13 protein-coding genes are annotated in these 12,766 nt (G+C 58.5%); 3 read left to right on the top strand and 10 right to left on the bottom strand.

All coding sequences use genetic code 11. The features are described 5' to 3' along the window. Together VL003_RS11090 and VL003_RS11085 are read right to left on the bottom strand one after the other, a co-directional pair. On the bottom strand, window positions 1-441 hold a 441-nt coding region (locus VL003_RS11090; RefSeq protein WP_325442440.1), incomplete at its 3' end, for an SUF system Fe-S cluster assembly regulator. Window positions 442-1,275: 834 nt separating this feature from the next. Then, on the bottom strand, window positions 1,276-3,084 hold the full coding sequence (locus VL003_RS11085) for an ABCB family ABC transporter ATP-binding protein/permease (RefSeq protein ID WP_325442438.1): 1,809 nt from the start codon (window positions 3,082-3,084) through the stop codon (window positions 1,276-1,278). Window positions 3,085-3,171: 87 nt separating this feature from the next. On the opposite strand from VL003_RS11085, the gene VL003_RS11080 reads away from it, so the two are divergent. Further along, the gene (locus tag VL003_RS11080) at window positions 3,172-3,684 is read left to right on the top strand and encodes a sigma factor (RefSeq protein ID WP_325442436.1); all 513 of its coding nucleotides are present in this window, start codon (window positions 3,172-3,174) and stop codon (window positions 3,682-3,684) included. Continuing rightward, complete coding sequence (locus VL003_RS11075) at window positions 3,681-4,685, top strand: anti-sigma factor domain-containing protein (RefSeq protein ID WP_325442434.1); 1,005 nt, start codon at window positions 3,681-3,683, stop codon at window positions 4,683-4,685. Before VL003_RS11080 ends, VL003_RS11075 begins: the two co-directional genes overlap by 4 nt. A 6-nt stretch (window positions 4,686-4,691) precedes the next feature. Here VL003_RS11075 and VL003_RS11070 read toward each other — a convergent pair whose 3' ends face one another. The 8 genes from VL003_RS11070 to VL003_RS11035 form a co-directional block, all read right to left on the bottom strand. Next, complete coding sequence (locus VL003_RS11070; protein ID WP_325442432.1) at window positions 4,692-5,462, bottom strand: ferritin-like domain-containing protein; 771 nt, start codon at window positions 5,460-5,462, stop codon at window positions 4,692-4,694. Then, window positions 5,462-5,857, bottom strand: a complete 396-nt coding sequence (locus VL003_RS11065; RefSeq protein ID WP_325442430.1) for a MerR family transcriptional regulator — start codon at window positions 5,855-5,857, stop codon at window positions 5,462-5,464. The genes VL003_RS11070 and VL003_RS11065 overlap by 1 nt, the downstream gene beginning before the upstream one ends. Before the next feature lie 82 nt (window positions 5,858-5,939). Next, entirely contained in the window at window positions 5,940-6,269 is a 330-nt protein-coding gene (locus VL003_RS11060; RefSeq protein WP_325442428.1) for an integration host factor subunit alpha, read from the bottom strand. Between the two features lie 13 nt (window positions 6,270-6,282). Beyond that, complete coding sequence (gene pheT / locus VL003_RS11055) at window positions 6,283-8,697, bottom strand: phenylalanine--tRNA ligase subunit beta (RefSeq protein ID WP_325442426.1); 2,415 nt, start codon at window positions 8,695-8,697, stop codon at window positions 6,283-6,285. Between the two features lie 48 nt (window positions 8,698-8,745). After that, entirely contained in the window at window positions 8,746-9,768 is a 1,023-nt protein-coding gene (gene pheS / locus VL003_RS11050) for a phenylalanine--tRNA ligase subunit alpha (protein ID WP_325442424.1), read from the bottom strand. 82 nt (window positions 9,769-9,850) lie between these two features. Beyond that, window positions 9,851-10,210 (bottom strand): 50S ribosomal protein L20, encoded by a 360-nt coding sequence (gene rplT / locus VL003_RS11045; protein WP_325442422.1) that lies wholly within the window; start codon window positions 10,208-10,210, stop codon window positions 9,851-9,853. A 22-nt stretch (window positions 10,211-10,232) separates the two neighbouring features. Beyond that, entirely contained in the window at window positions 10,233-10,430 is a 198-nt protein-coding gene (rpmI, locus tag VL003_RS11040; protein ID WP_325442420.1) for a 50S ribosomal protein L35, read from the bottom strand. Between the two features lie 257 nt (window positions 10,431-10,687). Further along, the gene (locus VL003_RS11035) at window positions 10,688-11,164 is read right to left on the bottom strand and encodes a MarR family winged helix-turn-helix transcriptional regulator (RefSeq protein WP_325442418.1); all 477 of its coding nucleotides are present in this window, start codon (window positions 11,162-11,164) and stop codon (window positions 10,688-10,690) included. Between the two features lie 244 nt (window positions 11,165-11,408). On the opposite strand from VL003_RS11035, the gene VL003_RS11030 reads away from it, so the two are divergent. Next, window positions 11,409-12,758 carry an MFS transporter gene (locus tag VL003_RS11030; protein WP_325442416.1) on the top strand — a complete coding sequence of 450 codons (1,350 nt, stop codon included), beginning with the start codon at window positions 11,409-11,411 and terminating at the stop codon, window positions 12,756-12,758. The last annotated feature ends 8 nt before the right edge of the window (window positions 12,759-12,766 follow it).

Below are 12,766 nucleotides of genomic sequence, written 5' to 3'. Positions count from 1 at the left end.
GGTACGACCAGTCGCCGGCAGCGACACTCCCACGGGTTGTGGCCGCGCCATGTCGGCCACCGAGACCTCTTCCAGCGCACGACGCACAGTGTCGTTGATGCGCTGCCAGTTATGGCGCAGGTTGCAGCCGGTTTCGAAGTCGCAACTGCCCGGTAATGAGGTGCACTCGGTCAGCCCAAAGGGTTGTTCGTCAAGGGCGTCAATAACCTGGGCGATGTTGATTTCAGTGGCGGGCCGGCTCAATGCGTACCCCCCCTGCACGCCGCGCACGCTGCGCACCAGACCATGACGTCCAAGCAGTTTCAACACTTTGCTGACGGTGGGCGGGTTCAACCCAAGGGCTTTAGCCAATTCGGGAGCGCTGCACAGGCGCTCGGGGCAGCCGGCCATGTAGGTCAGCACCAAGGTGCCGTAATCCATGATCTTGCTGATACGCAACATGATGTGGGCTCCTGTAGATATTCCGGGTAAGCATTGCGCTACTGCGTCTTCATACAGTACTTTATCGGTACTGTATCGGTCAAGTATGACCTTACTCGCGGAATGGTTGTGGTACTGGATGGCGATCAGGCCGATTTTTCAAGGCGTGGCGATGACGGCCATCGCCCTTTTCAGCGTTGCCTTCGAATCGTTTCTTTCCGATTGCTGGATCGTTGCGTTTAATTTCTTGAGGCGGCGCGCGGGTGGCTCCGGCTTCGGTCGCCGGCAGCTGCGGCCGGCTTTGCCGGCTTCCCTCTCGAACTATCGTCTGCGGGGCGCACGCAGAACTCGCAACGGCGGGCCAGTGGCCCGCCACCCGTGTTGCTCAGACAGGCTGCGTGCTTGCACCCCCGCAGACGACAGTTCGCTCGGCTTGCAAACGTCGCCCAAAGCCGGAGCCACCCCCACGCCTTTTAATGGAGATGATTGGAACGCCACCGGTATATGGTGCTTGTCGATCTCCAGAGGCGGCTGCAACGCCGGCTTAACCAGCTGCGGACGAGTTTCAAACCCAAGCCGACGCATTTTCTAACCGGAGCCCCTGGGTGCGGGGTATGCCTGATTCGCGCGTTGGCGCGAGAGCCGGGCGCCCTGAGAAGGGAGCCCGAAGGGGCGGACGACCAGGGCAGGCGGGCCGAAGGCCGAGTGCCTCCGCGCGAATCAGGCATACCCCGCAACCAGGGGTGGTTCAAGAATCCGCATCATCGCGACTTCACAACTCCGAGGCTGACCACAACACCGAACCTAGTCATCGCAACCTGACCGAGCAAGCTGCGAAGCCAACGCTAAAAAGACTTATTCAACAGCCCCCGAATGACCATCCTCATCCAGCCCCGCCTGCTGCAACATCCACATCTGCGCATACCGCCCGCCTTGCAAAAGCAGCTCGCGATGCGACCCCTGCTCTACGACCCGCCCCTGGTCCAGCACCAGGATCTCATCAGCATCCACCACCGTAGACAAACGATGCGCAATGATCAGCGTCGTTCGATCGCGAGCAATTTGACGCAGTTCGTCCTGAATGTGTTTTTCAGTATGCGTATCCAACGCGCTGGTTGCCTCGTCAAGAACCAGGATCGGCGGGTTCTTGAGTAGCGTACGTGCAATCGCCACACGCTGTTTCTCGCCGCCCGACAGCTTCAGCCCGCGCTCGCCCACCTGCGTATCGTAGCCATCGGGCAGGCCCATGACGAAATCGTGGATGCGGGCCGCCCGTGCAGCTTCGATGATGTCGTCGCGATGGGCCCCCGGGTTGCCGTAGGCAATGTTGTACAAGATGGTGTCATTGAACAGCACCGTGTCTTGCGGAACGATGCCGATGTGGCGACGCAGGCTGGCCTGATCCAGGTCCCGAATATCCATGCCCTCGACCTTGATCGCACCTTCACTGACATCATAAAAACGAAACAACAAACGCGACAAGGTTGATTTCCCCGCTCCCGAGGCACCGACAACCGCCAGCGTTTGGCCCGCGGGAATCTCAAAGCTGACGTCGAACAGTATTTGACGGTTAAGCTCATAACCGAAATCCACATGTTCGAACGTTACCGAGGCGCTGCGAGTATTCAACACCTTGGCCGAAGGCTTGTCGGCGACCTCGAGATCTTGATCCATCAAGCCGAACATGCGCTCCATGTCGGCCAATGCGTGCTTGATCTCACGGTACACAAAGCCGAGAAAATTAAGCGGCGCATACAATTGGGTCAGGTAAGCCGACACCAGCACCACGTCGCCCACCGTCATGGTTTGCTTGACCACCCCGTTGGCGGAGAGCGCAAGCAAGGCAGTGACCCCCACTGTAATGATGACGCCCTGCCCCATATTCAGGAAGTTCAGCGACACTTGGTTTTTTACTGCCGAATCCACCCAACGGTTCAAATTGCGGTCATAGCGATCCTGTTCGTAGGCTTCGTTACCGAAATACTTAACCGTTTCGTAGTTAAGAATTGCGTCGATCGCCTTGCTGTTGGCCTGGCTGTCCAGATCATTCATGCTGCGTCGGTACACCATGCGCTTTTCGGTAACGATCAGGGTAAAAACAATGTACGCCCCAATGGTTCCGAGCGTTACCGCCGCAAAGGTGAGGTCGTAGCGCCACAGCAAAATGGCCGTAACCATCGTGATTTCAAGCAAGGTGGGCAGCACGTTGAACACCATGAAGTTCAACAGAAAGCCAATACCCTTTGTGCCGCGTTCAATGTCTCGGCTTAAGCCGCCGGTTTGCCGCTGCAAGTGGAACCGCATCGACAACGCAAACAGATGCTCGAACAGTCGCGTTGCAATACGTCGAATCGAACCTTGGGTAACGCGTGCGAACAGCGCGTCGCGCAGCTCGCCAAACACAGTGCTAGCCAGCCGGGCAAGGCCGTACCCCAGCAATGCCGCGACGGGCAGAACAATGAGGTTCTGCGGCAGGCTCAATGCGTCGACCACGTCCTTTAAATAAAGAGGCGTGATCACGCTGGCAACTTTTGCCGCCACCAGGAACGCCATGGCGATCAGCACCCGGTATTTGAACTCCCACACAAATGGAAGCAGCGAGCGAATGGTTTTAAAATCGTTGCGATTGCCGGGCGCGGGGCCTCGATAATGGACTCTACTCATACATCCTGCCAAAAAAACGCTACGCCGGCGAATGCGCCGTAGCCAACACCTTATACAATAAACCTGCCATCAGAAACCGGAGATTTCATGGTCGATCCACGCTTCGACTACCAGGCCGCCCTGGCGGGCTGCGCACAAGGCGACGCCGACGCGCTGCAACAACTCTACACGCACGAGGCTCCTTGCATGCTTGCACTGGCCAATGTCATGCTCGGCGACCAAGCGGCCGCACAAGATGCCGTCCATGATGCGTTCGTATTGATCTGGAAGAACGCATCCGCTTACGACAGCAGCATGGGTAGCGCACGCGCATGGTTGCACAGCATCTTGCGTTACCGGACGCGAGGCTTGTTGCAGCGGCGCCCGGCGCCCGCTTCCGTGTCGCCCGCGCCGGCAAGCCTGCCGTTTTCAAACCATGCAAATGACCTGGCCGGCATGTTGGCCCGGCAACCCGAAAATCTGCGCAAGCCCTTGCTTATGGCCTATTACAGCGGCCTGGGCTATGCCGCGATTGCCAAACAATTGGGCCGCCCTGCTGCTGAAGTTCGCCACAGTGTTCGCAGTTGCCTGCGTACTTTGCGGGAGTTCGAACCGGCATGAGCCATCTGCATCATCAAGACGATATTTTCATCGCCGAATACACCTTAGGCCTGCTTGAGCAGGATCAGCTTGCAAAGGCTCACTCGTTGCTCTCACAAGACGACGCCGCCGCAGGTTGCGCCTTGCAATGGGAGGAGCGGCTGCTGAGTCTGACCGACGCGTTGACCCCGTTGCACCCGTCGGATCGGCTGCTGCAGCGCATACAGGCAACGTTGGGACTGCCCGTTAACAAACAAACACCAACGCCGGCATCTACCCCACAGTCTGGCATGGGCCTGGCCATGGGCTTCGAGCCCCGGCTTATTCGGCCGGATACGGCCTCGGTTTTGTCAAACGAGTCTATACCGTCGGCTCCCGGCGTCGCTCCGGCTCCCCAAGATCGCTCTAAGATTTCAACGGCGACACCCGCCGAAAAACCGGCGGCGTTGTCTGCACAGCCTGCCCGTGTTCGCGCTGCGCCCCCGGACCCGATGGAGGCATTTCGCCCCGACGCCAATGCACGCCCGCCGCGTCCTGCGCTTTGGCGCAGCTTGTGGTTCTGGCGATCGCTCAGCACTGCACTGGCCGTGCTGGCCGCGGTCCTGGCCTTGCCCGAAACCACATTCAGGCAAGACCCGACAGTCAGCGCACCGCTTCAACCACCGGCCGCACCTGCGCCGCAAATTGTTCAGGTGGCCATTATGCAGGCGCCCGGAACCAGCTCGACACCCGGCTGGATTCTGACTGTCGACAGCCGCCAGAACGTGATTCTTGCACCGCAAGTAGATATCGTCGTGCCCGAAACCGAATCAGTTTATTTGTGGACCTACAATGAGCAGTCGCCGCGCCCACGTTTACTGGGCCTGGTCGACCCGCAAAGGTCGCTGACCTTGCCCATGGAAGTAACCGGACAGGTCAGCCCGGGCCAGTTTTTTGAAATGACCCAGGAGCCCTCGCAAGCGACCCCCCAAGAACCCGACGGACCGATATTATTCATTGGGCGCACAGTCAGCCTGGGCTAGGCGGGTTTATTCGTGCAGGGCCTCTAGTTCGGCTTCGCTGAAACCCGCCGCGCGTCTTGCCTGCATGTTGAACGGACCCCGCAAGCGCGGGGCGCGATAACGGCGCGCCAGCTCGCGGTACTGAGCAATGGGGTCCAGGCTGCGTTGCCGGCAGACATGGCCATACCATTTATTGCCAATGGCCACATGTCCGATTTCGTCGCGCAAGATAATGTCGAGTATGCCCGCACCCCGCATATCGCCCGCGGCGGCCAATTTGCTGCGGATCGGGGGCGAGGCATCCAGCCCACGCGCTTCGAGAGTGCGGGGCACCAGGGCCAGGCGGGCAAGCAGGTCTTGTGACGTTCGTTCGGCCATTTCCCAGAGGCCGTCATGTGCCGGAAAATCTCCGTACTCGTGGCCCATGCTGCGCAAGTGCGCAACCAGCAAAATAAAATGGTCAGCCTCGTCGCGGGCTACGCCGGCCCAGTCTTGGTAGAACTGTTCTGGCATGCCATCGAAGCGCCAGATAATGTCCAGCGCAAGATTGATGGCATTGAACTCGATATGCGCCAGCGAGTGAATGAGGGCCGCACGGCCGGCCATGGTGTTGGGCGAACGAGACTTGACCTTTGAGGGCTCGACCAGATGAGGCCGTTCCGGGCGACCCGGAATACCAGGCGGCTGGGTTGCGCACCACGCCGAATCGATGGCAAGCCGCCCATGCAAGGCGCGCACCGCCGCAACCTTATCGGCCGGCAGCGCCTGCAACAACGCGGCAAGCGCGCTGGGCCGCATCAGGCGTTACGGGCGGTGTCGCCCAATGCCTGCGCAAGGTCGTCGCGCGCGGCTTGAAGCTCGGCGCGCAAGCTTTGTAACTCGGGACCGCTAAGACGTATGGCAGCATCTTGGTCGAAAGGAGCCTGCGCATCGCCCAGGCGGTTTCGGGCACCGCTGATGGTAAAGCCCTGTTCGTAGAGCAGGTCGCGGATGCGGCGTATAAGCAGTACTTCGTGGTGCTGGTAATAACGGCGGTTACCACGCCGCTTGACCGGTTTGAGCTGGGTGAACTCCTGTTCCCAGTAGCGCAGTACATGCGGCTTGACACAACACAACTCGCTGACTTCGCCAATGGTGAAATAGCGCTTTGCCGGAATGGGCGGCAGGGTAACAGAGGTTTCAGTGGAACTCATGGGCGAACGTTAAATGGTGTAATGACCGAGGCAACGGCGACTGGCCGACCCCGGGCCTGAAGTACCTTTTGCGGTTTGGCTCCTATTTGGGCCGCTGCGCGGCCTGCGTTGCACCGGCCTGCTCGACCGCGCTTTTGAGCTTTTGGCTGGCGTGGAATGTAACCACCCGACGAGCCTCGATGGGAATGACTTCGCCGGTTTTTGGGTTGCGGCCCGGACGCGGCGGTTTGTCGCGCACCTGAAAATTACCAAAGCCCGACAGTTTGACCTCGCTGCCGCTTGCAAGACATTCGCGGATTTCTTCGAAGAAAGTATCGACAATGTCTTTGGCTTCTCGCTTGTTCAGCCCCACCCGCTCGAACAGCAGCTCGGCCAATTCGGCCTTGGTCAGGGTACGCGAGTCTGAATTCATGCTTATAAGCTCCTTAAGAGCGCTGACGTGCCCCATGGGCATCGACGAGCGCCTGCAGCAACCGGCTCATGCATTGTTCGACACGGGCATCGTCCAGGGTGACCTGGTCGTCTTGCAGCCAGAAGCGCAACGCCATGCTTTTTTGGGCCTGCCCGTCTTTTTGGGATGGATCGCGCCAGACGTCGAACAATCGGATGTCTTGAACAATGCCAAGAGTAGCATTAGATTCAATGGTTTGGGTAAGGGTGTCGAGTAAATCCTGATACAAGACGTTGGCGTTCACCCAGAAAGCCATGTCCCGCACGACGATAGGTTGGCGCGAAACCGCCCGGGGTCCGGGCAAAGGGATGGTCTCGATTGCTGCTACGTCTATTTCGAACAGAACCGGTGCCTGCGCAAGATCAGCCTGCGCAAGCAAATGGGGGTGCAGCTCGCCGATCCAGCCTACAGCACGGCCGTCCAGCTCGAGCCTGGCGCTACGCCCCGGATGCAAGGCGGGATACGGGGCCGGAACACAGCGCAACTGGTTCGCCCGGCATCCAAGCAAGGTTTCGACGTCTTTTTTTACATCATAGAAATCGACATGCCGGGCCGAAACGCCCCACTGCTCTTCAAGAGCAGGCCCCCATGCGGCGCCTGCCAGACGCTGGGGCTGCGCGACCCCGGCAACACTCAAGGGGCCGTCTTTAACCTGAGGGTCGCGGTAGAACACCCGCCCGATTTCAAATACCCGTACGCGGGGCTGTTTGCGATTGGCGTTGTGCTGAATGTTTTCGACCAGGCCTGCCAGCAAGCTGGACCGCATGACGGCAAGTTGGCTGGCTATGGGGTTGAGCAAACGAATGGGATCCGTATTACCCGCGTAGTGTTCTTCCCAGCCTTCCTGAACGAAAGAAAAGTTGACGACCTCTTGGTAATCCATGGCAGCCATGGCGTGGCGCAAGGCGTGAGGGCCGCGCAGGCTCTCGGGGTCGACCCGGATGCTCGCACGCGCACGGGGCGGCACATCGGGCAGGCGCTCGAAGCCATAGATACGCGCCACCTCTTCGATCAGGTCTTCTTCGATTTCAATATCGAAGCGATACGAAGGAGGCACGACGCTGAAGACGCCGTCCTGGCATTGCCAGTCGAAGTCGAGACTCTGAAAGATACGTTCGATCTCGGCCTGTTCGACCGGTACGCCCAGTACGCGATGGCAGCGTTGCAGGCGCATTTGTACGGCCTTGCGCTGGGGCAAATTGATTATCTGATCGTCGATAGGGCCGGCCTTGCCCCCACAGATCATCAAGATAAGGTTGGTGATGCGATCAAGGTCGCGCACCACGTTCTGAAAATCGACACCGCGCTCGAAGCGATGGCTGGCCTCGGAACTGAACTTGTAGCGGCGTGCTCGTCCCATAATGGCTTCGGGCCACCAGAAAGCGGCTTCAACGTAGATGTCGGTGGTGTCCAGCGTAACCGCCGTAGATTCACCACCCATGATGCCGGCCATGCTTTCCACCACATCGCCCGCGGCAATGACACCAACGTCTGAATCGAGTGCAATTTTCTGCCCGCTAAGCAGCTCGAGCTCTTCGCCCGGCTTGGCCCAGCGTACGGTAAGCCCGCCGTGGATGCGCTTAAGATCGAACACATGCGTGGGCCGGCCAAGCTCAAGCATCAGGTAGTTGGAAATATCGACCAGAGCCGAAACAGAGCGCTGGCCGGCACGCTCGAGCCGGGACACCATCCAGTCGGGGGTCTGCATTCGGGCGTTCACCCCGCGGATGATGCGTCCTGCAAAACGACCGCAAAGATCGGGGGCAGCCACTGTTACGGCGAGCCGGTCGTTTATCTCGACCGGCGCTGCGGACATTTCAGGCAAGGTCAGTGGTGCGCCACTCAGTGCGGCAACCTCTCGGGCCACACCCAGAATCGACAGACAATCGGCCCGATTGGGCGTGAGCTTGAGTGTGAATAACGTGTCGTCCAAATCGAGCGTTTCGCGCAGCGACTGGCCTACCTGAGCGTTGGCATCAAGCTCGAGCAAGCCTGCATGGTCTTGCGACAAGCCCAGTTCGCGCGCAGAGCACAGCATACCGAACGACTCGACACCGCGCATCTTGGCCTTGCCGATCTTCATGCCGTCAGGCAGTACGGCGCCGACCTTGGCCAGCGGCACTTTCATTCCGGCAGCCGCATTGGGTGCCCCGCAAACGATCTGCAGCAGTTCGCCCGAACCGTCGTCAACGCGGCAAACTCGCAATTTGTCTGCATCGGGGTGCTTATCGACCTCGACAATATGTGCCACCACGATGCCGCTGAAAGGCGGCGCCACCGGTTCCGTTTCCTCTACTTCGAGCCCTGCCATCGTCAGTTGATGGGATAGCTCGTCGGTAGACAAACCGGGATTCACGAACGCGCGTAGCCAAGATTCGGGGAATTGCATGATGTGTTGTCAGATCCGTAGACAGTCGGCCGGGTGTCGAAACGACACTCAGCGATTGAATTGACGCAGAAAGCGCAGGTCGCCCTCGAAGAACTGGCGCAGGTCGTTGACGCCGTAGCGCAGCATGGTCAGACGCTCGAGCCCCGATCCGAAGGCGAAGCCGATGTAGCGTTCGGGGTCGAGCCCGAAATTACGCACGACTTGAGGGTGCACTTGCCCTGAACCGGAGATCTCGAGCCAGCGACCCTGATTGGGGCCAGAGGTGAACATCATGTCGATCTCGGCTGAGGGCTCGGTGAACGGAAAGAATGAGGGTCGAAAACGCACCGAAAGATCGTCGGTCTCGAAGAAGGCGCGCAAGAAGTCGGTGTACACGCCTTTGAGATCAGAAAAAGAAATGTCTTCTGCGATCCACAAGCCCTCGACCTGGTGAAACATGGGCGAATGTGTGGCGTCGCTGTCGACGCGATACGTACGGCCCGGTGCAATGACCTTGATCGGCGGCTTGTTCATGCGGGCATAACGCACCTGCATGGGGCTGGTGTTCGTGCGCAGCAGCAACGGCAAGCCGCCCTCATCTTGCATGTCGACGTAGAACGTGTCCTGCATGGAACGAGCCGGGTGATTTTCCGGATTGTTCAGCGCGGTAAAGTTGGTCCAGTCGTTTTCGATCTCGGGACCTTCAATAGAGTCAAAACCGATCGAGGCGAAAATGGCCTGCACCCGCTGCCACGTGTGAATGACTGGGTGAATGCCCCCTGATGCCCGGCCGCGGCCCGGCAAGGTGACGTCAATGGTTTCGGCAGCAAGGCGCTTATCGAGCTCGGCCTGGGCAAGCTGGGCGCGTCGTTCGTTGAGCAGCGATTCGATTTGCTGCTTGACCTGGTTGATGCGACCACCCTGCTCGCGTTTTTGCTCGGGATCAAGCTGGGCAAGGCCCTTCAACAAGGCGGTAAGCGCGCCTTGCTTGCCCAAAAATCGCGCTTTCGCGTTTTCGAGAGCAGCCGGGTCGGCGGCCAGGGCGAAAAGTTCTTTTGCCTGGGAGACCAGGTCGTCAGCCGTAGAGGTCATGAATCATCGCTTCCAAAAGCAAACGGAGCCCACAAAGAGCCCCGTTCGCAGCAACACAATATCGTAATCGAGGTGTAGCTTATTAGGCAGTCAGGGCCGCACGGGCCTGATTGACAACAGCTGCAAAACCAGCCTTGTCGTTGACCGCCATGTCGGCGAGCACTTTACGATCGAGTTCGATAGAGGCTTTTTTGGTACCGGCAATGAAAGCGCTGTACGTAATACCCAGCTCGCGGCAACCTGCGTTGATACGGGTGATCCACAGGGCACGGAACGTGCGCTTTTTGTTGCGGCGGTCGCGGTAGGCGTACTGGCCTGCCTTCATTACCGCCTGTTTGGCGACCCGGAAGACATTACCGCGACGACCGCGGTAACCTTTGGCTGCACTAATAACTTTTTTATGACGGGCGCGGGCTGTAACGCCGCGTTTTACGCGTGGCATGGTATGAGATCTCCGTTAATAATCAAGCGTAAGGCAACATGGACTTGACCGAGGCAACATCAGCTTTGTGCACTGCGGTCGAACCGCGCAACTGGCGCTTGTTCTTGGTTGTTTTTTTGGTCAGGATGTGGCGCTTGAAAGCCTGACCACGCTTGATGGATCCGCTACCACGAACCACGAAACGCTTTGCGGCGCCTCGTTTGGTCTTCATTTTAGGCATGATAAAACTCTGTTGTGATTTATGGCCGCAGGTGGCTGCAATACAAAGCAACGCTTGATAAACCCACAACGCCCGGCATAAAACCAACCTGCCAGGCAATAAGCCATTTATTTTCTTTTTAGGGCTAAAACAATTAACCAGAACGCCAGCCGGTTTAAAGCTAAACGTTTTAAAGCTAAACGCCCAAGGCCGTAAAAAGCCCTTAATTATACGATATTTCGCTAGCGGGCGGCAAGGCTGCAGACACTGCCCGCAGTTTAATCGGCAGGATGCTTTCGAGGCGCACGGCTTAAGTCGTTGTTGCCGTTGACCAGCTTTTCGGCCAAGTGCATGAACTGAACCTGTTCATTCTCAGATAAGGGCTCAAGCAAAAGCGCTTGCGCGCGGAGCACCGCGGGGGCAACCTGGTTCAACAGCCGACGGCCCTGTTCGGTAATAGTAAGACAACGCGCGCGCCGGTCGGTGGGAGACGGCCGGCGCTGAAGCAGCCCACGGGCCTCAAGGCGATCGATAACGCCTGTAGTAGTAGAGGCATCTTGCCCAATGGCGGCTGCCAGGGTGCGCTGATCCATATTGGGCGTACCCAGCACGGATTGGAGCGCCGCAAACTGTACCGGCGTTACAGCGTGTGCTTCGGTCTCTTGCAGGAATATCGCCACGGCTATTTGCTGCAGCCGTCGAATGTAATTACCCGGAAGCCGATTGAATTCAATGAGGGTCGATTCATTATTCATAGCAATTAAGGGTTAACCCTAGTGTAATGAAAAAATGCTAGCAGGTCGATTTATTCATGAGTATACTCATTATTAGTATACTTACCTATAGGGCTATCCCTAGGTAAGCATCTTCTTCGTGGCGTATGGCTCGCCCCTTCACCGCTGGCTGGGCGTCTACGAAACCCGCACTGAATCGCAAACCAGAAGTCTTCCCGTCATAGGCGCGCGGCCTCAAGCCTGCGCGCCGCAGTTGGAACCTCTCATGTCTGTCTCAAAATCTATCGATGTCCAGCAGTTTCTGGACAAGCAGAAGCTGTCGGGCGTTCAAATTCTGACACTCGTCCTGTGCTTCTTTATTGTCGCCGTTGACGGCTTCGACACCGCCGCCATCGGATTCATAGCGCCAGCCATCCGGGCCGAATGGGGCCTTGACGCCGCCCATCTGGCTCCTGTGTTTGGCGCCGGTCTTTTCGGCCTGATGGCCGGATCGCTTATATTCGGTCCCCTTGCCGACCGTTACGGGCGCAAGGCCATCTTGATGCTCAGCGTGTTTTTCTTTGGCCTGATGACCCTGATCTCGGCATGGTCGACTTCGGTTGAAATGCTGATCGCCCTGCGTTTCCTGACCGGCCTGGGCCTGGGCGGAGCCATGCCCAACGCGATCACACTTAGTTCTGAGTATTCGCCGCAGCGCCATCGTTCAGTGTTGGTCACCACCATGTTCTGCGGTTTTACTCTAGGTTCGGCGGCGGGCGGCATTGCCGCGGCACATATTGTTGAAAGCTTCGGCTGGCATTGGGTACTGATTGCCGGCGGTGTGCTGCCCATTGCGCTGGTTCCTGTCATTGCCTTGATTCAACCCGAATCGCCACGCTACTTGGCCCTGAAAGGCGGCTACGACGATCAGGTTCGCAAACTGATGCAGCGCGTCGCACCAAACGAAAACCTGAAGGGCGTACGATTCATCGTGTCGGAAAAATGCGCCGCTGGTTCCCCGGTCAAGCAGCTGTTTGCCCCCGACCTTCGCTTTGGCACGGTCGCCTTATGGGTCACCGTATTCATGACCTTGCTGGTCATTTACCTACTCTCAAGCTGGTTACCCACTGTGATCAACAATACCGGCATGTCGCTTAAGAACGCTTCGTTGGTAACAGCCATGTTCCAGATCGGCGGCACGGTGGGCGCCATTATTCTGGGTCGTCTGATGGACAGCTACAAGCCGCAGTTCGTGCTGGGAATCACCTACCTCGTGGGGGCCGCCTTTACCTTCTTGATCGGCAACAGTTCCGGCGGCACGGGCATGTTGGTACTAGCCGTGTTCGGTGCCGGATTCTGCGTTTCGGGCGGTCAGGTGGGCACCAATGCGCTGGCTGCGGCGTTCTACCCGACGGGTTCTCGTGCTACCGGCGTGAGCTGGTCGCTGGGCATCGGCCGAATCGGCTCAATTTTGGGCTCTCTGGCCGGAGGCTGGATGCTGGCCCTGGGCTGGGATATCTCCGCCATTTTCCTCGTGGTGAGTATTCCTTCGGTCATTGCTGCGCTTTGCATGGCCGCCATGGCCCGCAAACGCCATTCGGTACCGCTTGCTCTGGATCCTGTCGTCGGGCCTTAGCGGCGTTC

Source organism: Pusillimonas sp., assembly GCF_035515275.1.
Taxonomy (GTDB): domain Bacteria; phylum Pseudomonadota; class Gammaproteobacteria; order Burkholderiales; family Burkholderiaceae_B; genus Pusillimonas.
This window is presented reverse-complemented; position numbering and strand designations above follow the sequence as displayed.